Source organism: Rhizobium sp. P2_G2 (assembly GCF_056403555.1).
This window is the reverse complement of record NZ_JBFUFF010000014.1, coordinates 53,858-80,545: the sequence shown is the minus strand read 5'-3', so window position 1 is coordinate 80,545 and position 26,688 is coordinate 53,858. Positions and strand designations below refer to the sequence as shown.

At 60.9% G+C, this 26,688-nt stretch carries 26 protein-coding genes and 2 tRNA genes; 13 read left to right on the top strand and 15 right to left on the bottom strand.

Features of this window, described 5'->3' with window-relative positions; genetic code table 11:
• Nucleotides 1–52 precede the first annotated feature (52 nt).
• Together AC1D06_RS13660 and AC1D06_RS13655 are read right to left on the bottom strand one after the other, a co-directional pair.
• A complete protein-coding gene (locus AC1D06_RS13660) occupies nucleotides 53–781 on the bottom strand; it encodes a hypothetical protein (RefSeq protein WP_477881188.1) in 729 nt (242 codons plus the stop codon).
• An 88-nt stretch (nucleotides 782–869) separates the two neighbouring features.
• Nucleotides 870–1,664: a M15 family metallopeptidase gene (locus tag AC1D06_RS13655; RefSeq protein WP_477986629.1), complete on the bottom strand. Its 795-nt coding sequence runs from the start codon at nucleotides 1,662–1,664 to the stop codon at nucleotides 870–872.
• A gap of 680 nt (nucleotides 1,665–2,344) precedes the next feature.
• Here AC1D06_RS13655 and AC1D06_RS13650 point away from each other — a divergent pair.
• The gene (locus AC1D06_RS13650) at nucleotides 2,345–2,791 is read left to right on the top strand and encodes a MerR family transcriptional regulator (RefSeq protein WP_477986628.1); all 447 of its coding nucleotides are present in this window, start codon (nucleotides 2,345–2,347) and stop codon (nucleotides 2,789–2,791) included.
• Nucleotides 2,781–3,356, top strand: coding sequence for a PIN domain-containing protein (locus tag AC1D06_RS13645; RefSeq protein ID WP_477986627.1), 576 nt, complete (start codon nucleotides 2,781–2,783; stop codon nucleotides 3,354–3,356). Before AC1D06_RS13650 ends, AC1D06_RS13645 begins: the two co-directional genes overlap by 11 nt.
• 320 nt (nucleotides 3,357–3,676) lie before the next feature.
• Here AC1D06_RS13645 and AC1D06_RS13640 read toward each other — a convergent pair.
• Nucleotides 3,677–3,751: transfer RNA gene (locus AC1D06_RS13640), tRNA-Gly, on the bottom strand.
• Nucleotides 3,752–4,004: 253 nt separating this feature from the next.
• Between AC1D06_RS13640 and AC1D06_RS13635 the strand changes: the two genes are divergently transcribed.
• The 5 genes from AC1D06_RS13635 (at nucleotide 4,005) to AC1D06_RS13615 (ending at nucleotide 7,836) form a co-directional block, all read left to right on the top strand.
• On the top strand, nucleotides 4,005–4,514 hold the full coding sequence (locus tag AC1D06_RS13635; protein WP_477986626.1) for a prolyl-tRNA synthetase associated domain-containing protein: 510 nt from the start codon (nucleotides 4,005–4,007) through the stop codon (nucleotides 4,512–4,514).
• Between the two features lie 38 nt (nucleotides 4,515–4,552).
• Entirely contained in the window at nucleotides 4,553–5,515 is a 963-nt protein-coding gene (trxA, locus tag AC1D06_RS13630) for a thioredoxin (protein ID WP_477986625.1), read from the top strand.
• Between the two features lie 30 nt (nucleotides 5,516–5,545).
• The gene (locus AC1D06_RS13625; RefSeq protein WP_477986624.1) at nucleotides 5,546–6,220 is read left to right on the top strand and encodes an LON peptidase substrate-binding domain-containing protein; all 675 of its coding nucleotides are present in this window, start codon (nucleotides 5,546–5,548) and stop codon (nucleotides 6,218–6,220) included.
• Between the two features lie 8 nt (nucleotides 6,221–6,228).
• Nucleotides 6,229–6,417: a Trm112 family protein gene (locus tag AC1D06_RS13620; RefSeq protein WP_477881196.1), complete on the top strand. Its 189-nt coding sequence runs from the start codon at nucleotides 6,229–6,231 to the stop codon at nucleotides 6,415–6,417.
• Nucleotides 6,418–6,624: 207 nt separating this feature from the next.
• Nucleotides 6,625–7,836 carry a calcium-binding protein gene (locus AC1D06_RS13615; RefSeq protein WP_477986622.1) on the top strand — a complete coding sequence of 404 codons (1,212 nt, stop codon included), beginning with the start codon at nucleotides 6,625–6,627 and terminating at the stop codon, nucleotides 7,834–7,836.
• 39 nt (nucleotides 7,837–7,875) lie between these two features.
• Here the strand turns inward: AC1D06_RS13615 and AC1D06_RS13610 are convergent, their stop codons facing one another.
• From AC1D06_RS13610 to obgE, 4 genes are read right to left on the bottom strand one after another with little or no spacing between them, the layout of a single operon-like run.
• On the bottom strand, nucleotides 7,876–8,469 hold the full coding sequence (locus tag AC1D06_RS13610; protein ID WP_477881228.1) for a nicotinate-nucleotide adenylyltransferase: 594 nt from the start codon (nucleotides 8,467–8,469) through the stop codon (nucleotides 7,876–7,878).
• 40 nt (nucleotides 8,470–8,509) lie between these two features.
• Nucleotides 8,510–9,787 carry a glutamate-5-semialdehyde dehydrogenase gene (locus AC1D06_RS13605; protein WP_477986621.1) on the bottom strand — a complete coding sequence of 426 codons (1,278 nt, stop codon included), beginning with the start codon at nucleotides 9,785–9,787 and terminating at the stop codon, nucleotides 8,510–8,512.
• On the bottom strand, nucleotides 9,780–10,931 hold the full coding sequence (proB, locus tag AC1D06_RS13600; protein WP_477986661.1) for a glutamate 5-kinase: 1,152 nt from the start codon (nucleotides 10,929–10,931) through the stop codon (nucleotides 9,780–9,782). The genes AC1D06_RS13605 and proB overlap by 8 nt, the downstream gene beginning before the upstream one ends.
• The gene (obgE, locus tag AC1D06_RS13595; protein ID WP_477986619.1) at nucleotides 10,921–12,018 is read right to left on the bottom strand and encodes a GTPase ObgE; all 1,098 of its coding nucleotides are present in this window, start codon (nucleotides 12,016–12,018) and stop codon (nucleotides 10,921–10,923) included. Before obgE ends, proB begins: the two co-directional genes overlap by 11 nt.
• 86 nt (nucleotides 12,019–12,104) lie before the next feature.
• On the opposite strand from obgE, the gene AC1D06_RS13590 reads away from it, so the two are divergent.
• Together AC1D06_RS13590 and AC1D06_RS13585 are read left to right on the top strand one after the other, a co-directional pair.
• Complete coding sequence (locus tag AC1D06_RS13590) at nucleotides 12,105–12,965, top strand: endonuclease/exonuclease/phosphatase family protein (RefSeq protein WP_477986618.1); 861 nt, start codon at nucleotides 12,105–12,107, stop codon at nucleotides 12,963–12,965.
• Nucleotides 12,966–12,979: 14 nt separating this feature from the next.
• Complete coding sequence (locus tag AC1D06_RS13585; protein ID WP_477881203.1) at nucleotides 12,980–13,915, top strand: DUF1152 domain-containing protein; 936 nt, start codon at nucleotides 12,980–12,982, stop codon at nucleotides 13,913–13,915.
• A 6-nt stretch (nucleotides 13,916–13,921) separates the two neighbouring features.
• Here the strand turns inward: AC1D06_RS13585 and AC1D06_RS13580 are convergent, their stop codons facing one another.
• The 6 genes from AC1D06_RS13580 to AC1D06_RS13555 all read right to left on the bottom strand — a co-directional run bounded on the left by AC1D06_RS13580 (nucleotide 13,922) and on the right by AC1D06_RS13555 (nucleotide 20,310).
• Nucleotides 13,922–16,366, bottom strand: coding sequence for a hypothetical protein (locus AC1D06_RS13580; protein WP_477986617.1), 2,445 nt, complete (start codon nucleotides 16,364–16,366; stop codon nucleotides 13,922–13,924).
• 127 nt (nucleotides 16,367–16,493) lie between these two features.
• Nucleotides 16,494–17,168: a GNAT family N-acetyltransferase gene (locus tag AC1D06_RS13575; protein ID WP_477986615.1), complete on the bottom strand. Its 675-nt coding sequence runs from the start codon at nucleotides 17,166–17,168 to the stop codon at nucleotides 16,494–16,496.
• Nucleotides 17,165–17,794, bottom strand: coding sequence for a GNAT family N-acetyltransferase (locus AC1D06_RS13570; RefSeq protein ID WP_477986614.1), 630 nt, complete (start codon nucleotides 17,792–17,794; stop codon nucleotides 17,165–17,167). The genes AC1D06_RS13575 and AC1D06_RS13570 overlap by 4 nt, the downstream gene beginning before the upstream one ends.
• A gap of 131 nt (nucleotides 17,795–17,925) precedes the next feature.
• Entirely contained in the window at nucleotides 17,926–18,198 is a 273-nt protein-coding gene (gene rpmA, locus AC1D06_RS13565) for a 50S ribosomal protein L27 (protein ID WP_477881209.1), read from the bottom strand.
• Between the two features lie 28 nt (nucleotides 18,199–18,226).
• Nucleotides 18,227–18,538 (bottom strand): 50S ribosomal protein L21, encoded by a 312-nt coding sequence (rplU, locus tag AC1D06_RS13560; protein ID WP_477881210.1) that lies wholly within the window; start codon nucleotides 18,536–18,538, stop codon nucleotides 18,227–18,229.
• 602 nt (nucleotides 18,539–19,140) lie between these two features.
• On the bottom strand, nucleotides 19,141–20,310 hold the full coding sequence (locus AC1D06_RS13555) for an aminotransferase (RefSeq protein WP_477986613.1): 1,170 nt from the start codon (nucleotides 20,308–20,310) through the stop codon (nucleotides 19,141–19,143).
• A gap of 422 nt (nucleotides 20,311–20,732) precedes the next feature.
• On the opposite strand from AC1D06_RS13555, the gene AC1D06_RS13550 reads away from it, so the two are divergent.
• A tRNA-Ser gene (locus AC1D06_RS13550) sits at nucleotides 20,733–20,822 on the top strand.
• A 378-nt stretch (nucleotides 20,823–21,200) separates the two neighbouring features.
• Entirely contained in the window at nucleotides 21,201–21,824 is a 624-nt protein-coding gene (locus AC1D06_RS13545; RefSeq protein ID WP_477986611.1) for a hypothetical protein, read from the top strand.
• A gap of 457 nt (nucleotides 21,825–22,281) precedes the next feature.
• Here AC1D06_RS13545 and AC1D06_RS13540 read toward each other — a convergent pair whose 3' ends face one another.
• Both AC1D06_RS13540 and AC1D06_RS13535 read right to left on the bottom strand, forming a co-directional pair.
• The gene (locus AC1D06_RS13540; protein WP_477986610.1) at nucleotides 22,282–22,962 is read right to left on the bottom strand and encodes a hypothetical protein; all 681 of its coding nucleotides are present in this window, start codon (nucleotides 22,960–22,962) and stop codon (nucleotides 22,282–22,284) included.
• Between the two features lie 267 nt (nucleotides 22,963–23,229).
• Nucleotides 23,230–24,153, bottom strand: coding sequence for a LysR substrate-binding domain-containing protein (locus tag AC1D06_RS13535; protein ID WP_477986609.1), 924 nt, complete (start codon nucleotides 24,151–24,153; stop codon nucleotides 23,230–23,232).
• Nucleotides 24,154–24,289: 136 nt separating this feature from the next.
• Between AC1D06_RS13535 and AC1D06_RS13530 the strand changes: the two genes are divergently transcribed.
• Nucleotides 24,290–25,543: an aromatic ring-hydroxylating oxygenase subunit alpha gene (locus AC1D06_RS13530; protein WP_477986608.1), complete on the top strand. Its 1,254-nt coding sequence runs from the start codon at nucleotides 24,290–24,292 to the stop codon at nucleotides 25,541–25,543.
• Nucleotides 25,533–26,615, top strand: a complete 1,083-nt coding sequence (locus AC1D06_RS13525; RefSeq protein WP_477986606.1) for an FAD-binding oxidoreductase — start codon at nucleotides 25,533–25,535, stop codon at nucleotides 26,613–26,615. The genes AC1D06_RS13530 and AC1D06_RS13525 overlap by 11 nt, the downstream gene beginning before the upstream one ends.
• The last annotated feature ends 73 nt before the right edge of the window (nucleotides 26,616–26,688 follow it).

Genomic DNA, 26,688 nt, shown 5'->3' with positions numbered 1-26,688 from the left:
CGGCGAGAGCAATCTGAACGTCCGGCCTTGCATCGTTCGCCAGTCTTGCCAGTCACAAGATCTTCAGGATATCCGTGAACAATTTGACCGCATCGGCCCTCACCTCGGCGTGCTTGTGGTTGATCGGTCCCCAGTGCTGCCTGTGGCCACGAAGAAATTGAGCGGTGTAGAGCACAGCGAAAAGCGGGCAATTCTTCATCGTCTCCTGAAACTTGGCGCCGGCTCCGCTTCCGTGATTCATCCAGTTTGAAGCACTGCAGTTGACGCCAACGCTGAACACATCCTCGAGATCGGTGCGGTTCTTGTAAGCATCGAACAAAGCCTGACGAAGCGGATCGCCATTGATCGAATCATAGCTCACCTGAAACAATCCAGCCTCTGCATTGGCTTCGGTTGTCGGTTCGCCACGATCCTCCGGCGTATCGGCACCGACGCAGTAGCGACCCGAGCTCTCCCGCATGCCAAGCCCCAACATGATCGAAAACAGCGCAATCAGCCGGCCCTCGGCGGTATCTGCCGATGCGCCGGCAGCCTGGAGCTCGTGCGAATACCACGCGAGAACATCGTGACCCGTGTCTCCGATTTGGCCCGTCGTGGCGCGGCTTATAGCCTGTTTGTCCGCAGTCCCGTCATCAGGACTGTGAAGGATTGCAATCGCGCGTGCAAACGCAAGTCCCATGCCATGATAATAGGCTTTCGGCGCAGGTCCGCGGTCAGGCCAGTCGTGGTGCAGCAAAGGCGAACCGTCCGCAATGCCGGCAATCTGCGCGTCTGTGGTCATTGGAAATCCCCTATTCAAGAGTATGAATGTTCGGTCGCTTTCAACGCTTGAGGCCAGCCAACGACATCAAGCGTCGAAAGGCGTTCGGTCAGGTTTTTGCTTTGGTGAGATGAAGCACCTTGGTGACGTTGTCGAATACGCTATGGAAACCACCCGCGCCTGCCAGTGGCTGCAACAGCGCGTAGGTCTGGTCACCGAAATGACGCAGTTCCGTGATCGCACTGCCCGCCTTGCCATGTGCGACAACCGTCGAGTCCGAGACCGGAGTGACATCCAGATCGAAATGCTTTTCGAGATCGGAAAGCTTGGCGACCACGTCTCCAAAGAGGTTCTTTGCTTCCAGGTCGCTTGCCTTTCCGTCAATCGTCACAGCCACCGGGCTGGAAAGCCCTTTCGGATGATCGATGAAGGTCTTCACCTCGAAATGCATCGGGTCGCTGAAAGCCTTACCCCAACGGAAACCCATCCCTTCAAAAACAGGGGCGACTGGGGCAACGGATGCCCCGTTCGAACCATCGTCAGCGTTGAGATCGATCGCGATCCCGAAAGCATGGTTTGAGGGTTCCTTGCTCAACTTGCCCGAGATCGGTCTCTTCAGCCGAAAATTCAGCGAACCAGCGCAGGTCTTGATGTGGTGCATCAGGCCAAGCCGTTCGATCTCGGCGAAGACCGCCAACACCTGCGCATGCGCTCGTTTGTGGAATCTGAGGTTTCCATTGCTCGAGCCGGGAATTTTTTCGAGTTGGGGAATGTGAACAGTCTGAATATCATTGACGTCGAACCCGCTTGTGAATTCGATGTCATCGCCAAAGACCCATGTAGAATGCCTGGTCTTGAAGGTGACGAGACCGAAAAGCGGATGATTGTAGGTGGCTGTGGGCATAGAATCCTCCTCCAAAGTGGCGCACGCAGAGTGCGGCAACCTGTGGACGAATGATCTGGCGCTTTTATTCGCAGGCCTCCAAAGCCGTGGACGTTTATCGTCATTTTGGGTTTAAACGGTGCCCCGACCGACGCGCGCCATCTTTTCAGGCTCATCAGGGACATATGTCTCGCCGCTGGGATTTAGGCACCCTGACAGACGCGCATCCGAACGGTCGCTTCGGGAAAGTGTCATCATGTCGTCCAAGCAAGCCCACTGTCGCAACCGTGAAAATATGCGTGTTGATGGCCGCCGGGCAGCACCACGTATTTACCGCCGTTTCATATTCATGGAAGAGCCGGATACTGCTTGATGGTTCCACGCAACGCGGCTCGCACCGAATCACCAGAAAACCCTCGGAGCCACTATGCGCCCGAAGCGTGACCCAGGACGACGTCTATGTCGACGAGGCTCTGAAGCTCACCATCCCCGCACCTGTTAGGAAATCGCTTCCCTGTTGTATGAAGAGGATGAAGCGGGATTCCCGAACACGAAGAGAAACGGGCAGCATGATCATGCGGTGCACAGACGTAGACGGCACAGACGTCCGCTCCCGCCACCGGCCTCGCAAGTTTCGGAGACTTTCAGTTATTGCAGTTAATGACGTACCTCCTTATATTGGTTGGCAAGGAGAACATGCCATGGCCAGCCAAGTCGTCCAGTTCGCCGGCCTTTCGGACCGGGACCGCAAGAAGATGCCGCATCTGCCGAAACTCGGCGAGGGCGACCACGTCGAATTGCATGTCCGGCGCCAGGACGGTGAGGAGCAAACGGTCTCGCTGCCGCCGGCCGCGGCCAACGCCATCGAGACCCTGCTTTCGCGGCTGCTCAGCGGCGAACGGGTGGCGGTTCTTGCCGAGGACCAGGAATTGAGCCCCACAGAAGCCTCCACCATCCTCGGCATCTCGCGTCCGCTCGTCGTGCATCGGATGGAAATCGGCGATCTGCCGTTCCGCTATGTCGGAAAGCATCGCCGCGCGTCGCTCAAGGATGTGCTGGCGCTGAAGGCGCAGCTCGACGTCCAGCGCAAGGCGATGGAGGATTTGGCCGCCGACGCCGAGGACCTTAATCTCCGCTATGGCATTTAATCCTGTCGTCGCAGTCTGCGATGCCTGCATCCTCTATCCGTTCCACTTGAGAAATGTCATCGTTCAGGCGAGCGTCGACCGCCTGTTCCATGCGCGCTGGACCGATGCGATCCACGATGAGTGGATGCGGAACCTCATTTCCAACACGCCGGGCCTTTCGATCGATCGCCTGGAGGCCACGAAGCGCCTCATGAATGTCGCGCTGCCGGAAGCCACAGTCGCTGGATATGAAAAGCACATCCAGGCGATCAACCTCCCCGATCCCGATGATCGGCATGTTGTTGCGGCGGCCATCGAGGCCGATGCATCGACAATCATCACATGGAACCTGCGTGATTTCCCAGTCTCCGAACTGACGAAGCATAATTTGGTGCCCCAAACGCCGGATACGTTCTTGATCAGTCTTTATGAACATATTCCAGACCGGCTAGCTGGCTCAATCGCGAATGCGCGCCGGAATTTGAGCAGGTCACGTGTCTCGGAGTCCGACTTCATCGGCATTCTGCGCGATCAGAAACTCACCGAACTGGCCGCACGGGTCGAGAAAGATCTCGGCAATATATAGGACGATTTTCTTTCCTTCAGGAAATCCTAGTTTACAACTTTACGCTGATTGAAGCGCCGTAAAATCCGGCGCGCAGTTTTCGTCCGCCGCACAAATTTCGGCATCGATAATGGCATCCGAAAGACCGGACGCTGACGTCCCCTGCTCACACCCAGAACACCGATGATCTGCTGTTTGCTGATTCGTTCATCTTAAGGCAAACTGCCAATGTCGTAAGCGGCCGGTAACCCCCGCATCGGAATAAGCTTCCCCAGCGCACGATTTCAACCGCATCACCAGCCGGAAGATCCGAGATTTTTCGATATTCGCATTTGGAAAACTGGAGCGGGCGAAGGGATTCGAACCCTCGACCCCAACCTTGGCAAGGTTGTGCTCTACCCCTGAGCTACACCCGCTCATCTGCGACGGTCCGGGGTAGATCGTTGGACCGAAGGTCGCTACCGTCCGGCGGCGACGGGGGCTATATGGCCCAAGCCATTTTGAAATGCAACAGGGAAATGACAAAAACCCTGAGAAATTTTGCGAGACTGATCTAAGAGGCTGTTTTTGAATGGGTTTTGTCTTTTGGGTGGTCGCGGAATTCGATTGCTCCCGGGCGCGAACCGGGCTATCTGTCGCGCCTCTAGAGTTGATGCGGAGAGAGTGGGAATGAGCGAAGCGCAGCCGAAGACAGCCGACGATCTGTTCCGATTCCTCGATGGGCTGGGCATTGCCCACAAGACCAAACAGCACGCGCCGGTGTTCACCGTCGCCGAATCGGCAGCCTTGCGCGACGAGATTGCCGGCGGGCATACGAAGAACCTGTTCCTCAAGGACAAGAAGGACCAGTATTTCCTGCTCACCGTGGAAGAGCATGCCACCGTGGACCTGAAGACCGTGCACCAGATCGTCGGCGGCGCCTCGAAATTCTCCTTCGGCAAGGCGGAAAAGCTGATGGAATATTTCGGCGTCATTCCCGGCGCCGTCACCGCCTTCGGGGTTTTCAACGATGCCGGGCAGAATGTGACCATTGTGCTCGACGCCGATTTGATGAACAATGACATCATCAACTGTCATCCGCTCTCAAACGATGCCACGACCTCGATCAGCCGCGATGATCTGATCCGCTTCATCGAGGCGACCGGGCACAAAGCAAATGTCTTGAAAGTCACGGTCTAAGATACGACATTGGGGCGGAAAAACGGGAGTTTCGGGCAATGACGGGCTACAGCAATCCTTATAACATCAGCTATGGCGGCCAGGCGCCTGCCCCCAAGGCAAACGGCGCCGAGCCGGGCGGCCTGATCAAGGAGACGACGACGGCGACGTTCGCCAAGGATGTCATCGAGGAATCGCAGAAGCAGCCGGTGCTGGTGGATTTCTGGGCCGAATGGTGCGGCCCCTGCAAGCAGCTGACGCCGGTGCTGGAAAAGGTGATCAACGAGGGCGCCGGCAAGGTCAAGCTCGTCAAGATGGATATCGACCGTCATCCCTCGGTTGCCGGCCAGCTCGGCATCCAGTCGATTCCAGCCGTCATCGCCTTTGTCGGCGGCCGGCCGGTCGATGGCTTCATGGGCGCCATTCCTGAAAGCCAGATCCGCGCCTTCATCGACAAGGTTGCCGGCCCCGGCGGCGGCCCGGCCGACCAGGCAGCCGAGATCGAGGCTGTGATCGCCGATGCCGAAGCAGCCCTGGCCGAAGGCGATTTCGGYGGTGCGGCCGATCTGTTCGGCGCCGTGCTGCAGGCCGATCCGGAAAATCTCAAGGCGCTGGCCGGCATGGCCAATGTCATGATCGCCGCCGGCCAATGGGAAGATGCACGCGACCTGCTCGCCAGCCTGAGCGACGAGCAGAAGAAGGATGCGGCGCTCGCGGCCTTGATCACCCGCATCGGCCAGATAGAGGAAGCCCGCAAGCTGGGCGACCCGCGCGCGCTGGAGCAGGAGCTGGCGGCCAATCCCGACGATCATGCGGCACGCGTCAAACTTGCCAAGATTCTCAATGTCGAGGGCGATCGCGAGGCGGCCACCGATCATCTCATCTATATCGTCAAGCGCGACCGCGCCTGGGAAGATGATGGCGCCCGCAAGCAACTTTTGCAGTTTCTAGAAGTTTGGGGTTTCAAGGACCCGGCCTCCGTTTCGGCCCGGCGCAAGATGTCGGCCATCCTGTTCTCCTGAGCCGGCCGAACAGCAAGTGGAGATGCTGCGATGCACGTGGGAAATGCTCGCTATCTGACCGAAGCCGATCTGCCCGAGGCGATCGCGGTGTTTCCGCTGTCGGGCGTGCTCCTCCTGTCGGGGGGGCATCTGCCACTCAATGTCTTCGAACCACGCTACCTGACGCTGGTCGACGATGCGCTCAAGGGCAACCGGCTGATCGGCATCATCCAGCCGGTGTTCAGCGAGACCGATGAAAGCCCGGTGGGCAATCCGGAGCTGTGCAAGGTCGGCACGCTCGGTCGCATCACCACGTTCGGCGAAACCGGCGATGGCCGTTATGTCGTGGATATCAGCGGCGTCTGCCGTTTCCGGCTGAGGGACGAGGTGCAGCAACATCATCCCTATCGGAAATTCCACATCGCGCCCTTCATGTCCGACCTGCACGAGCCGGAGGACGACCCGTCGGTCGGCCGCGAGGCGCTGCTCGGGGCCTTCCGCAGCTATCTCGACGCCAACAAGCTCGAAGTCGATTGGGAAGCCGTCAGCAAGACCTCCAACCGCACGCTGGTCAATTCGCTGGCCATGATGGCGCCGTTCGGCCCGCGCGAAAAGCAGGCCTTGCTCGAAGCCCCCGACCTTAAGACCCGCGCCGAGACGCTTGTTGCGATGACCGAAATGGTCCTGACCCGCGCCTTCGGCGACGCCGCCAAGACGCTGCAATAGGATTGGGAATGGACGAGAATATTTCCAAGCCCGACCCGAAAATGCTGGAACTGCTGGTCTGCCCGCTCACCAAGGGCCGGCTGATCTGGGATCGAGAGAAGAACGAACTGGTCTCGGAAAAAGCAAGGCTTGCCTATCCCATTCGCGACGGCGTTCCGATCATGCTGGAATCGGAAGCACGGCGGCTGGATAATTAAAGGGCAAAGCCGCTCGGGTCGACGGAAACGGACCGTTTCCACCTGACGCCATCACGTCCCGATCACATTCTTTTGACACCCCTATTGTCAAGAATCTGTTCCCTGCGGAACAGCCCCTGCCCCCTCCCGGCGTGACGATGAATGCACCACGCTGACAGCCAGATCGACTGCCACGGGCCCCACCACCCAGCTCTAGGAGGCTCAACCATGGGCGCATTCATCGAAATCGGCAATCGCAACTCCACCTACAACGTTGCAGACTCGAATGCGAGCATCAATCTCGCACAGTTCGACATCGTCAACGTCACCAATAGCAATGGCATTTTCGAATCCTCGGCCTTCAATTCGAACGCGTTCGGCATCGACGGCGAAATCCATGTCACCAATGGCAGCGCCATGCGCATCAGCGGCATGGACAACAAGGTCACCGTCGATTTCGACGGCATCCTCACCGGCAATATCGGCATCTGGCTCGACAACGGCAATACCAGCCCCGGCCTCAACGGCAACAGCGTCGTCGTCGAGGGCCAGATCGTCGCCACCGGTGACGGCATCCGCAACGAGGACCACGGCACGTCGATCCTCAACCTCGATCATATCGAGGGTGCGACGGGCATTGCCGGCACGACATTCGGCGTCACGGTCACCAATGACGATCTTGGCACGATCAAGGGCAGCACCGCCGGCATCGACCTGTCTGCGATCAACGACCCGACGCAGACATCGAAGATCACCAACCATGGAACGATCACCGGCGCCAACGCCATCATCGGCGGCGGCGAGCAGGAAACGGTCGTCAATGACGGCACGATCAACGGCAATGTCATCCTCGGCGGCGGCAGCGACGTCTTCGACGACCGCAAGGGCACCGTCAACGGCTTCATCGAAGGCGGGAGCGGCAACGACACCTATATTATCGACAATGCCGCCACCAAGATTGCCGAGTTCATCGCCGGCGGAACCGGCGACACCGTCGAATCCACCGTTAGCTATACCCTTGGCAACAACCTGGAAAACCTCATCCTGCTCGGCAGCGCGACCCGCAACGGCACCGGCAATGGCGAGGCCAACAATATCCATGGCAATGACGGCATCAACAAGCTGAAGGGCCTGGACGGCGACGATTTCATCACCGGCGGCAAGGGTGACGATATCCTGACCGGCGGCACCGGCGCCGACACGTTCATCTTCCAGACCGGCTTCAACCACGACACGATCACCGACTTCCACGCCACCGGAACCGGCCACGATGTCATCGACCTCTCCGATGTCGCCTCGATCACCAGCTTCTCGGATCTGATCGACAATCATGTCCACACATCGCACGGCAATGCCGTGATCGATGCCGGCCATGGCGACACGATCACGCTGACGGGTGTCAGCGTCAACAGCCTGACCTCGGGCGACTTCACCTTCTGAAACTCCTCCAGCGTCAGCCAGCGCCGGAGCTTTCCGGCGTCAGCCCGCCTTGCCGTTCATCTTGCGGATCGCGGTCGAACTGACGATCGACCGCGGTCCATGGATGAAGGTCCAGGCGGGCGCCTCCGTCCGTCCCAACGTCAGCGCGTCGTGCTCGTCGATGCGGGCATAGTCGAAGGTCTTGGCCATGGTCGAGGAGAGGAAAGACAAAGTCGCGCCGGGCCGGTCGATCACCGCGATCGGGAAGGTCATGGCGATCTTCTTCCAATTCTGCCAGCGGTGAAAATCGCGCAGATTGTCGGCGCCCATGATCCAGACGAAGTTTACATGCGGATTGCGCATGCGGACGCGTTCCAGCACCTGCGCCGTATAGCTGGACCCGAGCGACAGTTCGAAGGCTGTGACGCGAATGCGCGGATCGTCGGCCATCTGTTCGGAAAGTGCGATGCGTTGGGAAAGCGGCGCCAGATAACGGCCGCTCTTCAGCGGATTGCCCGGCGTCACCATCCACCAGAGCTGGTCGAGACCGAGGCAACGCAGAGCGATGCGCGCCACCAGCCGGTGCCCTTCATGCGGCGGGTTGAACGAGCCGCCGAACAGGCCGACCACCATGCCGCGCTCGACATGCGGCATGACGAGATAGCGTCTGTCGATCCCCTCCCCCGTCACGTCGTCAGGGCCTGATCTGGCCGCTGCCGCGGACCCGGTACTTGAACGATGTCAGCTGTTCGACGCCGACAGGGCCGCGCGCATGCATCTTGCCGGTGGCGATGCCGATCTCGGCACCCATGCCGAACTCGCCGCCATCGGCAAATTGCGTCGAGGCATTGTGCAGCAGAATGGCGGAATCGATCTCGTTGAAGAAGCGCCCGACCGCGTTGACATCCTCCGACAGGATCGCCTCGGTATGATGCGAGGAATAGCGGTTGATATGGGCGATCGCACCGGAAATGCCGTCGACGATCTCCACCGAAATGATCGCGTCGAGATATTCCGTCGTCCAGTCGGCATCCACTGCCGGCTTGGCCTGACCGTAATTGACCAGCACTTCGGCCGAGCCGCGGACCTCGCAGCCGGCGGCGGCCAGCGCATCGAGCAGCGGCTTGAGATGCGTCGCGACAGCCGCCCGGTCGACCAGCAATGTCTCGGCAGCACCACAGACGCCGGTGCGGCGCATCTTGGCATTGACGACAATCGATTTTGCCATGTCGATCGCGGCGGTCCTGTCGACATAGATATGGCAGAGGCCCTCGAGATGAGCGAAGACCGGCACGCGCGCATCGGCCTGCACGCGGGCGACAAGGCTCTTGCCGCCGCGCGGTACGATCACGTCCACGGCGCCGTTGAGGCCGGTCAGCATCTCGCCGACGGCGGCGCGATCGGTGGTCGGCACGATCTGGATCGCATCCTCCGGCAGGCCGGCATCGCGCAGCCCCTTGGCCAAGCATGCATGGATCGCCGCCGACGAATGCTGCGAATCCGAGCCGCCACGCAGGATCACGGCATTGCCGGCCTTGAGGCAGAGCGCGCCGGCATCGGCCGTGACGTTCGGACGGCTCTCATAGATCACGCCGATGACACCGAGCGGCGTGCGCACGCGCTCGATATGCAGGCCGTTCGGCCGGTCCCATTCGGCAATCACCTCGCCCACGGGATCGCGGAGCTCGGCAATCGTGCGGATGCCGTCGGCCATGGCGCGGACGCGGGCTTCGTTCAAGGTCAGCCGGTCGAGGAAGGAGCCGGTCATGCCGGCGGCATGGGCATTGTCGAGATCGAGTGCATTGGCGGCAAGGATGTCGTCCTTGCGGGCGACGATTTCGGCCGCCATGGAGACGAGGGCCGCATGCTTGCGTTCGGCCGAGGCGATGGCAAGCGGCTGCGCCGCCGCCCGGGCACGGCGGCCCAGATCGAGCATCAGAGCGGCGATATCGTCCTTCACCTTGTCAAGCATCGGCCTGCTCCTTCTGCTTCGCCCCCGTCATCACCAGGTCGTCGCGATGCACCATGGCCGAACGACCGGCATAGCCGAGGATGGCGGCAATCTCGATCGACTTCTTGCCGGCGATCTGCTTCGCCTCCTGCGCGTCATAGCCCACGAGACCGCGCGCGATCTCCCGGCCGGCGAGCGTCAGGATCGCCACCGTATCGCCGCGTGAAAACTCACCCGAAACGCTGCGCACGCCGGCTGGCAGCAGGCTCTTGCCGGTATGCAGCGCCCGTTCAGCACCTTCATCGACCGTCAGTCGGCCCGCCGGCAGCAACTGCCCGGCAATCCAGGTCTTGCGCGCCGTCACCGGTTCGGCCGAGGGCGCGAACCAGCTGTGCCGCGCGCCGTCGAGGATCGATTGCAGCGGATGCTCGACCTTGCCGGAGGCGATGATCATAGCGCAGCCGGCCGAAGTGGCGATCTTGCCGGCATCGATCTTGGTGCGCATGCCGCCACGCGACAGTTCCGAGGCAGCCCCGCCTGCCATCGCCTCGATCTCGGGCGTGATGGCAGGGATGAATTCGAGGAATTTGGCATTCGGATCGAGATGCGGCGGCGCGGTATAAAGCCCATCGATATCGGATAGCAGCACCAGCAGATCGGCGCCGACCATGGTCGCCACCCGTGCCGCCAGCCGGTCATTGTCGCCATAACGGATCTCGGTGGTCGCCACCGTGTCGTTCTCGTTGATGACGGGCACGGCCTTGAGTTTCATCAACTGCGCAATCGTCGCCCGCGCATTGAGATAGCGCCGGCGCTCCTCGGTATCGCCGAGCGTCAGCAGGATCTGCCCCGCGACGATCTCGTGCCGCGACAGGCTTTCCGACCAGGCGCGTGCCAGAGCGATCTGGCCAACCGCCGCAGCAGCCTGGCTTTCCTCGAGCTTCAACGCACCCGACGCCAGGTCGAGCACGGTGCGGCCCATGGCAATGGCGCCGGAGGAGACGACCAGCACTTCGACGCCGCGCGCCACAAGCGCTGCGATATCCTCGCACATGGCATCGAGCCACGCCTTCTTCAGCCCGGACCGACGGTCGACGAGCAGCGCCGAGCCGATCTTGATGACGATCCGCCGGCAGGCGGACAGCGAGCGGCGGTCACTCGTCATCGTCGTCCCAATCATCCTCATCGTCCATCGGCGCCATCTTGACCTTGCGGTTGAAGTTGATGGCGCTGTCGGCCGACGGCAAGTCCGGATTTTCCGCCTTGCTGGCCTCGATGACGCCGGCCAACTCGCGCAGCACCTCCTGCATGCCGAGCCCGGCAACGGCGGAAATGACAAAGGGCGTCTGCCCCGCGGCGCGCTTCAGCGACGCCTTCTTCTTCTTCAGCTGATCGGCATCGACCGTATCGACCTGCGACAGGGCGACGATCTCGGCCTTGTCGGCGAGACCGGCGCCATAGGCTTCGAGCTCGGCGCGCACGGTCTTGTAAGCCTTGCCGGCATTCTCTTCCTGCGCCGAAACGAGGTGCAGCAGCACGCGGGTACGCTCGACATGGCCGAGGAAACGGTCGCCGAGGCCGACGCCCTCGTGTGCGCCTTCGATCAGGCCCGGGATGTCGGCCAGCACATATTCCTTGCCGTCGACGCTCGCTACGCCGAGATTGGGATGCAGGGTCGTGAATGGATAATTGGCGATCTTCGGCCGCGCCCGTGTCGTTGTCGCGAGAAAAGTCGATTTGCCGGCGTTCGGCAGGCCGACCAGGCCGGCATCGGCGATCAGCTTCAGGCGCAGCCAGACGGTCTTTTCCTCGCCCTCCTGGCCGGGATTGGCCCAATCCGGCGCCTGGTTGGTCGAACTGCGGAAATAGGCATTGCCGAAGCCGCCATTGCCGCCTTTGGCGATGCGGAATTTCTGGCCGATCTCGGTCATGTCGCAGATCAGCGTCTCGCCGTCTTCCTCGAAGATCTGCGTGCCAGCCGGCACTTTCAGCGTAACGCTGCCGCCCTTGGCGCCGTGCCGGTTGCGGCCCATGCCATGGACGCCGGTCTCGCCCTTGAAATGCTGCTGGTAGCGGTAATCGATCAGCGTATTGAGGCCGTTGACGGTCTCAACCCAGACATCGCCGCCACGGCCGCCATCGCCCCCGTCGGGACCGCCGAATTCGATGAATTTCTCACGCCGGAACGACACGGAGCCGGCGCCACCGTCACCTGCCTTCACATAGACTTTGCATTGATCGAGAAACTTCATCTGTCCGTCTTTGTCCTGGGGTCGCTTGCCAATTCCCGGCAAGCGTGTTCGATATAGCGGCTAACGGGGAAAGGTCAAAGAATATCATGAGATTTGTGAGCTTTAACATCCAATACGGCATTGGATTGGACGGCGTTTGCGACTTCGAGCGCATTGCCGATGCCGTCAGAGGGGCCGATGTCATCGCTTTGCAGGAGATTACCACCAACTTCCCCAAAAATAGTCACGCCGATATGCCGGCGGTTCTGGCGGCACTTCTGCCGGAACATTTCCATGCTTTCGGCGTCGGAACCGACACCGATGCCGGCTCCGAAATCGTCGACGGCAAGGCTGTCATGCGCCGCCGCCAGTTCGGCAATATGATCCTGTCGCGCTACCCGATCTACACGACCCGCAACCTGCTCCTGCCGCGCACCCGCACCTATGATTATCTCAACCTGCAGCGCTCGGCGCTGGAAGCGCTGATCGGCGCCCCGTCCGGTCCAATCCGGGTCTATTCGCTGCATCTCGACCATCGCAGCCCGGCCGAACGCATCGCCCAGATCGAATTCCTCAAGGAGCGCGTCACCCGTTACGGCATCGAGGGCGGCGCCGTCAGCGGCGGGGCCGAATTCCATTTCCTCGACGCGCCGCATCCCGACGATTTCGTCATCATGGGCGATTTCAACATGCTGCCGGAAAGTTCTGAATATGTCGCCATGGTCGGCCCCAAGGACCATTTCTATGGTCGTACCCCGCGCTACAACGATCCGATCGATGCGCTGGGCCATCTCTGTCCGAGAACGCCCGACGCTTTCACCTGGGAAGAGCCCGGCCGGCCGGAAAGCCGCCAATATCTCGACTATTGCTTCGTCTCCGGCTCACTCCGCAATCGCCTCAAGAGCGGCGGGGTGGACGAGGCCTGCATCGCCTCCGATCACAAGCCGATCTGGGTGGAGATCGAATAGGGAGAGGCCGAGGCATGGTCCCCTTTCTCGACAGACTGGATGGAGCGACCAATGTTCTGCTGGCCGGATGCGGCGGCGGCTTCGACGTCTATTGCGGCATGCCGTTGGCAACCCGCCTTCTCACGCGCGGCGCCTCCGTCGCACTGGCCAATCTCTCCTTTTCCAATCTCTGGGATTCCGGCGCCGAAAAGCTCGATCCGTCGACATGGCAGATCACGACCGGTGCGCGGGAACTGCCCTATTTTCCAGAGAAATGGCTGGCGGAATGGCTGGCGCATCGGTCTCTCGACGTGCCGGTCTATGGCTTCGGCAAATCCGGCGCAGCACCGCTTCGCGACGCCTATCGTACACTGCTCGACCGGCATGATTTCGATCTTGTCGTCCTGGTCGACGGCGGCACCGACAGCCTGATCTTCGGCGATGAGCCGGGCCTGGGCACCATCACCGAAGATGCGGTCTCGCTGGTCGGCGCCGTCCAGGCCGCAGGGGATCGGGTCGTTCTCGCCTGCCTCGGCTTCGGCATCGACCATTTCCACGGCATCTCCCACCATTCCTTCCTGGAAAATGCAGCCCGGATCACGCGCGCCGGCGGCTATCTCGGCGGCGTGTCGCTGGTTGGCGGAACGGCTGAAGCCGACGCCTTTCTCGATCTTGTCGCCTATGCCAATCAGCGGCAGCCGCGCCACCGCAGCATTGTCTGCAATTCGATCGCCAGCGCGATCCATGGCGAGTTCGGCAACTATCATGCCACCGACCGAACCGGCGAAAGCGAACTGTTCGTCAATCCGCTGATGAGCCAGTATTGGGCTTTTTCCGGCCCGAAAGTCGTCGCCTCGATGGCGTTTGCCGATCGCCTTGCCGATACATCGACTTTCGAGGAAGCATCTGCGGTGATCGAACGGATGCGAAACGGGGTCACACCCCGCATCCGAAAGCCAATCCCCCTCTGACGCACCCTACGGTGCGAAATGCTGTAACTCGTCCAGGGAATTGAGCTGGAACGGTTTCAGGTCCACGCCGTGCGTCTGGCCACCAGATGGATCGAAATCCGCCGCCAGCATCTTCGTCGGATTGTAGCGGCAATGGACATTGTCGCATTTGGCGTTGGGAATCTGGTCCTTGTCCTGCATCTCGATGAACAGCTGCACATAGGACGACAGCCACCAACTCATCGAAAGCGTCTGGATCGGCACACGGGCGCCCGCCGGACAGGCGCCATCGGCGCTGAGCGTCTCGACACAGATTGCCGTATAGACATTGATCGGGATGACATCGTCGAAGCCGACGCGATTGACCGTCTCGAAGCGATTGTCCAGCACATGGCCCTGCCGGGAATTGAAGAAGGCATTGAGCGGCGAGAAAGCGGCGTCGATCTTGGGGCCGGTGAATTCGAGCGGCGGATGGCGGATGTTCTTCCGGCCGTCGAATTTCCACAGGCGGGCAGGATTGTCGTCCACCGGATCGTTGCCGATGCTGATCACCGTGCTGTCGATCCCATAGCAATCCAGCGCATCGACGATGTTGAAGATGCTGACAAGCCCGCTATTGTCGAAATAGCCGCCATCGACCAGTTGCCCGACAAGCGCGCCGCCCCGGCTGCGGATATTGCCCTGGCTGGAGATGATCGGGAAACGCGCCGAGGTCACGATCGCTGTCGAGATGCGGATGTCCCTGCCCACCTTGCTCGGCGCCACCTTCGGATCATCCGAAGCGCCCAGGAGTTCGAAAATGTCGTAGGAATCGGGGATGAGTTCGGAATAGGGCAGATGGGCGGGATAGGCTTTGCTGCCGTTGCTGACACAGCTGTCCCGATCCGGAAATTGCGACGACGGGTCGATCTCGCTCGCCACGACATTCTGGCCGCGTTCGACCAGCGTGCTGTTGAGCAGCAGCGCCGGCAGCCAGGCCTTCGACCGGTCGCCATGACCGAAACGCGCGCACAGGCCTTCGAATTTGCCGCAATCCGTTTTCGTTATCCTGGCATAATGCTGTTCCATCGCCTCCTCGAGCAGCGCGGAACGATCAGCGAAATGAATGAGGTCAAGGCTGGCCGGCGCGGCCATCCACCAGTCCCTGAGCGCCAGGCCGACAAAAGCCGGCGTCAGATAATCCGCCGAAACCAGCAGCTGCAGGCATTTGCGCCAACTGCTCTTGGCCTCGGCCGCATGCGCGCTCTTGTAGTAAAGCCAGTTGCGCGTGCTGCGCCCATCCGAAACCCTGCAGGGCGGCTTGCCGTCGGCGCTGTCGGCCAGCGCCTGCCGCACGGTGGCCAGCCCCAGCGAACCGCCGGAAACGCCTGACAACAGGAACAGCCGATTGCGGAAACCGGCCGGCTGCTCATCGAGCAGCTTGCCCATCACGGTCGCCACCTGGAAGGCCGCACGGCTGGCGCCGCCCTCGGCGGTGACCAGCACCGCCCGCACCGGGCATCGCTGCGGCGGGGTGAGCTTGTCGCAATTGTTGGCCTTCTTCCAGGCGCCGACAAAATCCGCCAGCGCCAGCTCCGGCGACGTTCCAGACGTGGATTTGTCGGCCGGAAGCACCCGGAGATCGTGGAAATGATTGCCGGAATAACCCGCGCCGAAGACGAAGGCCGCCAGGGCCATGACAGTGCCGATCTGCACCAGCCGGCGCCAGAACAGGGTGGTGTTGGCGATCACGATCAGCCCGACCAGCGGCATGATCCAGCTGCCGAGCAGCATCGGCACGAACATCAGGCCGCCGAGCAGGCTCGCCAGTTCGAACGGCCAGGAGAGTGCGATCAGCAGGAAGACAAGCGAAATGCAGGTGAAGGCGATCGAAATGCGTCTGCCGACCGCGGCCGACATCGTCGTCTTGGCGTCCTCCCTGACAGTCAGATAGATCAGGAAGGCGAGGAGGCTGGCGAGAGGCACGATCCACAGGCCGCCGCTCGGCGCCCTCAAGCCATAAACGGCAAAGCGCGGTGAGAGCGCGGTATAGGTGCTCGTCTCCGAATGGACGCTGAAGAACAGCGCCAGCAGCGCCACGAAAGCGAGATCCCGCGGCAGCCAGCGATCAAGCCGGCTGCGCGCCATCAGCGCCATGCCTCTTTTCTTCAGCTCCGCATCCAGCAGGATCCGCGCGCCCAGATGCAGCGGAACGATCCAGAAAACCATCAGGAAGAGGATGAGGATCACGACATCCAGCGCATCGAACGACCGCGCCAGCAGGTCGACCACTTGCGACAACGTCAACAGCAACACGCCGAACAACAGCGACAGGAAGGACGGCCACACGACAAACAGCCGTTTCAGCAGATGGACGATATCCTCGATGACCGACCAGCCGAACAAATGGCGGATCGCCGACAGATGATCCCAGAGGAAACTCCAGCACGCCTTGTAGAAACTATCCGCCCACGCCCTGATCTTGCTTGCCATCGCAGTCTCCCCCGACATGGCGCAATGGCAGATAGTATAGTTGATGCCGGCAAAGCTGGAAATGGAGAGAAAGTCCTATGACCGGCCCGGAATTAGAAGCAAAGGGCGGCCCGAAGCCGCCCTTTTCCTACATCGGGACATAGCCCCCGAATGTCAGTTCGGTGGTGATCAACTTCACCATCGCGACCCTCGACTCGGAATAGCCTTCCGTGACGCCGGTAATGTCGAAGCCGAGCTTGCCTTGCAGCCTGAGCGACGCCGGATTGTCGACAATCACAGCCGAATAGAGGGTCTCGCCCATATGCGCGGCGAAGAATCGGGCGACGACGGCGTTGAGCGCCTCCGTCATGATGCCCTTGCCCCACTGGCTCTCATCGAGCCAATAGCCGACATGAAAGCCCGCACGGCCATGCGCCTCGCGCCACTCGATGGCGACCACCCCGATCAGACGATCGGCCTCGTTGCCATTGGCGGCTTCGGCACCCGGCATCAGGATGGCGCGGACGCCACCCAGCGTGATCGCGAACACCCAGGCGCCTGCACCATCGGCCTCGAGCCCACCGAGCCAATCCTCGGCATCTTCAAGATGATAGGGCTGCGGCACCCGCGTCAGCATCTGGGCGACACGATAGTTCGCCAAACCTGCCGTGATCGCTGCCGCATCCTTCGCCTCCGGCCGGCGCAGCGTCAGCCGCCCCGTCCGGATTGTCGGCTGCGGCCCGAGCGGGCCGGTGTCAACAGGCTGGCCAAGGCCGGGCGGCAGCGGCAGGTCGGCGAAGAAATCCTTTGAAAGCGCGTTCATCTCGCACCTCCCCAATGTCTCAGCGAACCCCAGGTCTTGCGGTCGAGCCGGAACCACTCGACCGCGACCGTACCGCCCAGCGCCAGCGACGGCATCATGCCCGTGCCCTGGAACTGGAAGCCGCATTTCTGCAGCACCCGCCGCGAGGCGATGTTCATCACCCGCACCCGGCCATCGATGAAATCGAGGTCGGAATGCTGGAAGCCGAAATCGATCAGGGTCTGCGCGGCTTCCGTGGCGAGCCCCCTGTTCCAATGCGGTTCGCCCAGCCAGAAGCCGATCTCCATGCCGTGTCCGCCGGCCTGGACCTCCAGCGCGCAGCAGCCGAGGAACTCACCGGTGTCGTTGCGTGTCACGGCATAGACGCATTTGCCCATCGCGCCCGAAATCACGCGGCCGACAAAATTCTCGGCATCCTTCGGCGTATAGGGGTGCGGCATGCGCGACACTTTGGACGCGACATTGATGTTGTTGGCGAGATGGGCAATTGCGTTGCTGTCCGTGACGGCGGGCGCGCGCAAGAGCAGGCGCTCCGAAGCCAGGACCGGACTGGTCAGTTCCTGCGGCAACGGCCGCGTCTCACTCAAGATTGGTTGGCTTGAGCTTTGCTGTAATGGACTTTGCATGACTGCCTCCATGGTCAAAACGAAAAGGGAAGATGGGTACCGCCCCATCTTCCCTTTTGAACCCTGGAGATCTTGCGACCTGAAGTGCCAGCCGGGCCTATGAGGCGCCGGCTGTTTTTAAGAGCACCGGCTTACTCTGCTGCGGCCGCCGTTTTCGGCATGACGGACACGTACACTCGGCCATTGGCTTTGGTACGGTATTCGACATTGCCTTCGGTGACCGCAAAAATGGTGTGATCCGTGCCCATGCCGACGTTTGCGCCGGGATGCCACTGGGTGCCGCGCTGACGCACGATGATGTTGCCGGAAATCACGGCTTCGCCGCCGAACTTCTTGACGCCGAGGCGCTTCGAGTTGGAGTCGCGACCGTTGCGCGAGGAACCGCCAGCTTTTTTATGTGCCATTGTAGTTCTCCTAGTCCTCTAACTTCGATCAGGCCGCGATTTCGAGAATGCGAACCGTGGTGAAATGCTGGCGGTGGCCCTTCTTGCGCTTGGAATTCTGGCGGCGGCGCTTGACGAAAGAAATGGTCTTCCGCGTGCGGCCCTGGCCGACGACTTCCGCAGTCACGACAGCGCCTTCTACAAAAGGCGCGCCGATCTTGGCGCTGGCACCCTCGCCGACAACGAGGACTTCTTTGAATTCGATCTTCGTACCGGCTTCGCCTTCGAGCTTTTCGATGGCGATCACGTCGTTGGCAGCAACCTGGTACTGCTTCCCGCCGGTCTTGATGACTGCGAACATCTTTTATCCTTTCATGTTCTTGAACACGATCTCGATCCTGGGCTTGCAAGCCCCGACCGGATGGTCTTTTTGTCAGTCGGTTGGTCTTTGGCGGAAATCCGCCGGTGAATGCCTGCCTTTCGGCAAACATAAACTCCAGCCGAGGATAGAGCTATCCGCAGCTTTCTGCACTGCGTGTACGTGAGGGTCACGAGTCTGTCAAGCCAAGCCCCGGCAAAGAAACACGGTTTGGCTGGTTTTTCTGACCCGAGCTTGCCTTTTTCGCCGCCACACCTCCGCCTTGCCAGGCTCGGCCAGCCACTGTCAGGAACGAAAGCCGTTATAGAGAAGGTGGAGGGGTTGACTGCCTGAAAAACGACAGTCACTCGCCCTTCCCGGAATAGACCGTGATTGCGAACTCGAACAACTGTCGCGCGCCCGACAATGCCTCGCCGCTGTCAATGCCCTCGATCGTATAGAGCAGAGAACAAAACTGCTTCCAACGAACAGCATCGCCAGCCGCTGAACTGGCTGCCACTCTCGGTGATACCTATGAGGCGCGGCGTCAGATAGCTTGCCGCAAGCTCACTGGCAAACCGAACGCGTCAAGACCAGCCCGGCGGTCAAAATGCGAAATTCTTGAGACGGTCTTCAAGCCCAAGGATGGTCGGAATATCGGCATTGGCGAAGGCGAAACGCAGGTAACGCTGCTGCCCTTCACCGAAATAGTCGCCGGGAAGGCAGACAACGCCGAATTCGCGCGCCAGCCTTTGGGCCGCGACCTCCGATGACACATTGGCGAACGGATGCCGGACATAGGCAAAATACGCACCGAGTGACTCGATCTTCCAGGCAGGCAACGCCTCCACCACCTGCCGGAGCGCCGCAGCGCGACCGGCAATCTCCCGCAGGTTGGCGCGCCGCCAATCGACGAGCGCCGGAATGGCCTTGGCAACCGATGCCTGTGCCGCGCGCGGCGCGCAGATCTGCAGATTATCCATCACCTTCGTCACTTGTCTGACCATTTCCGGGCTCGCAGTGATCGCACCCAGGCGATGGCCGGCGATGCAATAGGCCTTCGAAAAGCTGTAGGTCAGCGCAAGCCCGTCTTCCCAACCTGGTGTCGACAGCAGTTGATGCGGCGGCATTTGATTTTCGTCGACAAAATCGCGATAGGTCTCGTCGATGACGAGCCATGTGCCGTTCTGCTGGCAGAGCGCGAAAATCTCGTCGAGCAATGCCGGCGAGCAGATGGCGCCTGTCGGATTGTTGGGCGTTACCAGCACGAGCGCCTTGAGGCCGGGCCTAAGCACTGCCTTCACCGCCTGCAGGTCAGGCAGGAAAGCGTTCTGCGCATCCACGGCGAAGGTTGTCAGCTTGATGCCGAGCATATCGAGAGCGGCTTTGTGGTTGAAGTAAAATGGATTGGTCACGGCGACCGTATCCCCTGCCCCGGCAATCGCCATGATCAGGCACACGAACGCCTGGTTGGCTCCGGACGTTATGTGGATGTTCCCGGCAGAAATCGGCGCACCGTAGAGTTCTGCGACATGTGCTGCATAGGCTTGGCGCAACGCGAGTTCGCCTTCGATATCGCCGTAACCGGTATAGGTTCGCGATCCCGCGGCCTCGGCGAGCCAGGCCAGCATGTCCGGATGTGGCGGATAACCGGGCACCGCCTGGCTGAGGCTGATGAGCTCGCCCCGCGAGCCATCGTAGGCGTTGCCCCAGGACATCGCCGATGGCACCGCCGGCGGCGACAATGTAGCGACGCGTGGATTGAATGCAGGCATGATCAACCTCCAGAGCATCTCGCACCGCGACGACTTCGCGCCTATGCGTCTGCCCACTTTCGAAATGACTGGCGTCCAGAGTTCCGGTTTCCCGAAGCAGCGCCAACCGCCCATAAAGCTCAGAACCAGGAGGATTTCCAGAGTTCAGACGCACCAACTACCCGGATTGGGAGGGTAACGCGACATCATGCCTCTCGACGCGATCCTTGGCATTGCCACATCGAGCCAATCTCTTGATGAGCCGGCACACTGAAGCCACACAGAAGCGGCGCCGACGTGATCCCAGCCGCCACAATAAGCTCACATCCACTGCGCAAATTCTTCACAGCCTATCTTGCGCTTGCCTTTTTTCGTCGCTATATCCCCGCCCACGCTTCGCCCGACCGGCTCGACCAGCCACCACCGAGGGCGAAAGTGAATGCGGAGAGGTGGTAGAGTGGTCGATTGCACCGCACTCGAAATGCGGAGTACCTTTACGGGTACCGTGGGTTCGAATCCCACCCTCTCCGCCATCTTTGCTTTGTCCGACCCGGAGACATAGGTAGCAGAATGTCCCTAAGACATGGGTGACAACCTCGTGCCGAACGGGTTGTCGGTGGTTTGCAGAGTTCTCTGTTCCAAATCGATATATCCGAGATCATAGCGCATGACTGCGCCGAAATGACCCGCTCCGCGCTCGCCGCACTTGGCAAGCGCAACCCCTCCGGCCTATGACCACTCACCACCAACAACCACCATCCCCCACCGCCATGTCCGACGACGAAAAGCACCCACAGCACCTGCTCTCCATCGATCCCGTCACGCGGGCGGCGATCGGTCGCATTACGCGTCGCGCGTCCTGCCCCTGCCTGACGGCCCGGACGAAGAAAGGGACGCCGCTGGTTTCGAAGATGCATGTCGAAGCGCAAGATCCAAACCAGCCCGGTTGGGCGTTGATCAAGCAATTGGTCGCGCATGCCGCAATCTCGCGTGCAACCGTTATCGAGCCGTCGGCGCATATCCCCTGGGACGATTGGCTGCATGTCGTGACACTTCCGGCAGACATCGGCTCTCTCACCGAAGTCCGCACGTTGCGCCTCTATGGCAGCTCCCTGCGCCGGCTGCCGCCGGAGATCGGCGCCATGTCGGCGCTGCAGGATCTGGACGTCTATACGTCCTATTGCCTGCATTGGCTTCCCTATGAAGTCACGCGTTGCCGGCATCTCACCTCCAGCCGGATGAGCACGCGCGCGCTCTATGGAAATCGGAAGACCCGGCTGCCGTTTCCACCGCTTCGTCAACCCATCGAAACCTTGCTGCCCCAGACCTGCAGCGTCTGCGACCGGGCGTTTGGCGAGCGGGCGCCAGAACTTTTCTGGACGACGCAGCGGATCGGCACCGACTTTGTGCCGCTGCTGATCCACGGCTGTTCACGCGACTGCATCAACTCGGTGCCATCCGCGCCCGCCGGATTTTTCGCGCGGCCGCACAAGGGCGGCGGCGGCGTGGGCATGCCGTTGACAGGTCAGGATTGACCGGTTCCGGTGAGTATGCGCCCCAGACAGTGCGAGACATCAGCCATTGCTGGGCGTCAGTGTTTTGCACCAACGTCTCCGCCTGCTTCCTCTCCGGAGCCAGGCAACCGTTCGTCAGGCACAGCGTTGATTGAAGAGGCGGGGTTTCAAGTTTTGTTTTTGTTTGGTTTTGTTTTCCGTCTCCGTTGTCTGTCTCAGTCTGCGCCTCTGTCTCTGTATGTCGACACCCATGCGACACCAGTGTCTCACCGGTGTCCGATGGGTGTCTGAGGGCTATCATAGGGCTGCCGCCATTTGTCGTAACTCGGCGCGACGCGCGCCCGGCTGAACCCGGCGGTCTTGATCTGCCGCCTCTTTCCCTCCGCCCTCTCCGCCTCTGCTGCTCGCCGGCCCACACTGGCAGCGGATCCCTACCTGCCGCTCTGCGCTGACCGCTGCGTTCGCACGCCGCTGGTCATCAAAACACGAAATCCGACTTGCCGAGATTGTCGATGTCGACATTCTGCAGCACCAGCACGTCGCCAAGGCCGTCATCGCACCAGGTGTCGTTGCCGTGGGCATGGAGCAGCGTCACGACATCCTGGAACGTGTCGATGCCCTTCAATCTCGTGAGGTCGACGACGTCGTGATTCTGGCCCCTGGCCTTGAAATCCTCGATCGTGTCGTCGCCGTCGCCCTTGGCGAAAATGAAGGTGTCGGCACCTGCATCGCCTCTTAACACGTCGTTGCCCCGATGGCTTGCGATGCGGTCATTGCCGGCAAAACCTTCCAGGAAATCATTGCCGCCGCTGCCGGAAAGCACATCGTTTCCGTGCAGGTGGCTCGACATATATTTGGGGATGAGCGCCGGGTGCGAAAGAACGTAGACAGCGTCTTCGACCGACAGCCTTATTCCGGCAATCGAGCCTATTTCCTGACCATCGCGCGTTTCGACGATTTTTGTCACGCTGCCCGATCGCACGTGGCCGAGTGAATCATGCGCAAAGCCCGATCCATGCACCTCGAAAGTGCCGACCGCGGTCTCAATATCGAACCGCGATCTGGTGAAATGGGTCGCCGAGAAAAGCGTGATCGTGCCCATTTCGAACGGGTTGTCATGCGTATTCATGGCGAAACCGGATTTCCAGACGACGCCCATGATCCACCTCCCAAACTTTGCCGCATAGTCATGGCTGCGGCATCACAGGATCGCAAACATCAGCGCCATTGGCTATCTATTTCATTAGCATTCGCAAATATATATCCTCCAAGCGTGCGATTTGACCACGACAATCACTGACCTGTAGCCCCGCCCGGCTGTGTCCGGGGCGCTCCCTGCGCGGACAGTCCCATCCGATGTCCGTTCGTCTTTCGCCCGCCAGGCGCGGGCAACATGCGCCTGGCGGGCGAGGAGGCAGCATTTCCGCTACGGATGGGTCGCCAATGCAAGGCGACTGGCCTCGATCCTCAGCCAGCCCAGAAATTCGTTCGCCGCCTGCTTCGGCTTGCGCCGTTTCGGCAGCACGACGAAATAGGCGTTGCGGGTTTTCACCGTGGCGTCCGTCAGTCTCGTCAGCCGGCCCTGCGCCAGCAGATCGTCGACGAGCCGTTTCCACCCCAAGGCAATGCCTTGCCCGTTCAACGCGGCATAGATCGCTTCGGTATAAAAGCTGCAGCGCAGGCCCGAGATTTTCTTCGGCGCTTTCACCGAGAAGGCGGCCAGCCACTCGGTCCATCCCGTCCATGTGGGATCGTCGACATCGTTGGAGATCAGCGGGTATTCGACGAGGTCGCCCGGCGACGAAATCCTTGCCGCGGCATGCGCATAGGACGGGCTGCAGATCGGAAATATCTCGTCGTCGAACAGCAGCTCCGCCTGGCCATCCCCCCACATGCCGCTTCCGAACCTGATTGCGACGTCGAGTTCGCCCGATTCGATATTCGGCATCGTGTCCTGCGTCACGATCCGCAGATTGATCTTCGGGAACTGACGCGAAAACTCCGAAATGCGGGGCAGCAGCCAGAAATGCGAGAAGGCCACGGTGGCCGATATGGTCAGCTGATCGGCTTGTCCCTCGCGGGTCAGCTCCGCGACCGATGTCGAAATGATGTCGAAGGCATCGGCGGCCGCCGATGACAATGCCCTGCCCTTTTCCGTCAGTTCGATCCGTCTGTGCAGCCTGGCGAACAGGGAAAAACCGAGATGCTCCTCCAGCAGGTGAATCTGGCGGCTGACGGCCGCCTGGGTGACGCCCAGCTCATCCGCCGCCCTGGTGAAGCTCGAAAGCCGCGCCGCGGCCTCGAATGCCGTCAGTGCGGTCAGCGGCGGCAGATTCCGTCGCAGCGCCATCATTAACCTCCGTCTACTGTTTTCTCGCGCCATTCTAACATTACAATTTGTAATGCCAATGAGTATAATTTATGCCGTTGAAAGGAATGGAATTTCCGAGCATGCTCCGGCAGAACGCATAATCTATGGTGCCGTCATGCTCAACAAGCTCCAGTCATCCATCACCTCGCTGCTCGACTCCCGGCTGGAGGGCCATTCCCTGCCGGCCGGCCTTTACACCCGCGAAGACGTGCTGCAGGCGGACCTGGATGTCATGTTCGCCAGGCATTGGATCCAGGTGGGCCTGGAATGCGACGTGCCGGAGCCGGGCGATGCGGTGGTCATCGATATCGGCAAAACCAGCCTCATCCTTCTGCGCGACGACGACAGCCAGATTCGCGTCGTGCACAATGTCTGCCGCCATCGCGGTTCGCGCCTGGTCGATTCCGGCCCCACGGTTCTTTCCAAACTGGTATGCCCCTACCATCAGTGGACTTACGAGCTGTCGGGCGAACTCAGCTACGCGCCCCACATGGGCAAGGACTTCGACAAGGGCTGCAAGAACCTCAAGCCGGTGCATTTCAGGTCGATCGGCGGCCTGATCTTCGTCTGTCTCTCAGACAACCCGCCGAAGGATATTGCCACGCTCGCAGAGGTGATGGAGCCGCGCCTCGCGCCTTATGGCCTGCGCGACGCCAAGGTCGCGCATCAGGTCGATGTCGTCGAGAAGGGCAATTGGAAGCTCGCCGTCGAAAACAATCGTGAATGCTACCACTGCTCGGCAAACCATCCCGAACTCTGCGTCTCCTTCGTCGATCTCGACTTCGGCTATGATCCGGAAAATCTCAGCGAAGAAGACCGGCAGGAAGCCGAACGGCATTTCGCCATGTACAGCGATCGCACCGAAAAGTGGGAGGCCGAAGGCTATCCCTCGGCCACGATCCAGCACACGCGCGATTGCGTCACGAATTTCAGGACGCAGCGCCTGATCATCGCCGGCGCGGGAGAGTCCCAGACCGAAGACGCCACCGCGGCGTGCTCGAAACTGCTCGGCACGATGACCCGCAAGGACCTCGGCGACATGCATCTCTGGGGACACAATGCCTGGAGCCATTTCATGGGCGACCATGCCGTCGTCTCCACGATCATTCCGCTGTCGCCCGACACCACGCTGGTGCGCACCAAATGGCTGGTGCACAAGGATGCCATCGAAGGCGTCCACTATGACCTGGAAAAGCTGACCAGCGTCTGGATCGCGACCACCGACCAGGATTCCGAACTGGTCGGCCGTTCGCATGCCGGCATCCAGGATCCGGCATATGAACCCGGCCCCTATTCGCGTTTCACCGAAGGCGCGCTGGACGATTTCGCAACCTGGTATGTCGAAAGGATGCGTGCACATGGCTACTGAATTGCTCGACAGGCCGGCACGGTCCGCAGCAGGCGGTTTCTGGAATCCGGAGACCGACGACCAGCTTGTCTGCGTCGACGTCCATGACGAAACCCATGATGTCAAAAGCCTGACATTCGTTTCGCCGGAGCGGAAAAACATCGCCTTCAGCGCCGGGCAGTATTTCATGTTCGAACTGGGCGTCGACGGCGAGGCGGACGGGCGCTGCTACAGCATTTCGTCCTCGCCGTTCCGCACCAACGCCATCACCATCACGGTCAAGCGCGTTGCCGGAGGCAAGGTCTCGAACTGGCTTCATGACAATCTCAGGCCCGGCATGACGGTGAAGGCATCCGGCCCGCTGGGCGCATTTGCGCGGCCGGCGGCGAAGAAATACCTCTTCCTCTCCGGCGGCAGCGGCATCACGCCGGTCATGTCGATGGCGCGGGAACTGGCGGATGCCGGCGAAGCCGCCGACGTGGTTTTCCTGCATGCGGGACGCAGCCCCGGGGATCTGATCTTCCGCGCCGAGCTGGCCAACATCGCCAACCGCCTCAAGGGTTTCCGGCTGCATATGCTGCCGGAGGATGTCTCGACCGAACGCTCATGGCCGGGCATTTCCGGCAGGATATCGAAAGAGTTTCTGGCACTGGCCGTGCCTGACATCGCCGAACGCGTGGTGATGTGCTGCGGGCCTGCGCCGTTCATGGCGGCAGCACGCAGGCTCAGCGCCGAAATGGGTGTTCCGGCCGGACACTATCTCGAGGAGAGTTTTGACGCTGCCGTCATCGAAGACGCGCCGGCTCCGGCGACGGAGGCGGTCGAAGCGAAATCCTTCAGCGTTCAGTTTGCCAAACAGGCAAAGTCGATCAACGTGCGCGCCGACCAGACCGTGCTGTCCTGCGCCAAGAAATCCGGCGTCAGGCTCCCATCGTCATGCGCCAGCGRCATCTGCGGCACATGCAAATCAAAGCTCGTCAGCGGCAGCGTCGACATGAAGCATGGCGGCGGGATCAGGCAGCGTGAGATCGATGCCGGCTTCTTCCTGCCATGCTGTTCGAAGCCTTTGAGCGACCTGGTGGTGGATCGCTGAACGCGACAGGCCTCCGACTTCGCCGTGGAACATTAACGAAACGGGTGCGTTTCCTTCCGGTCGCTCGACCATG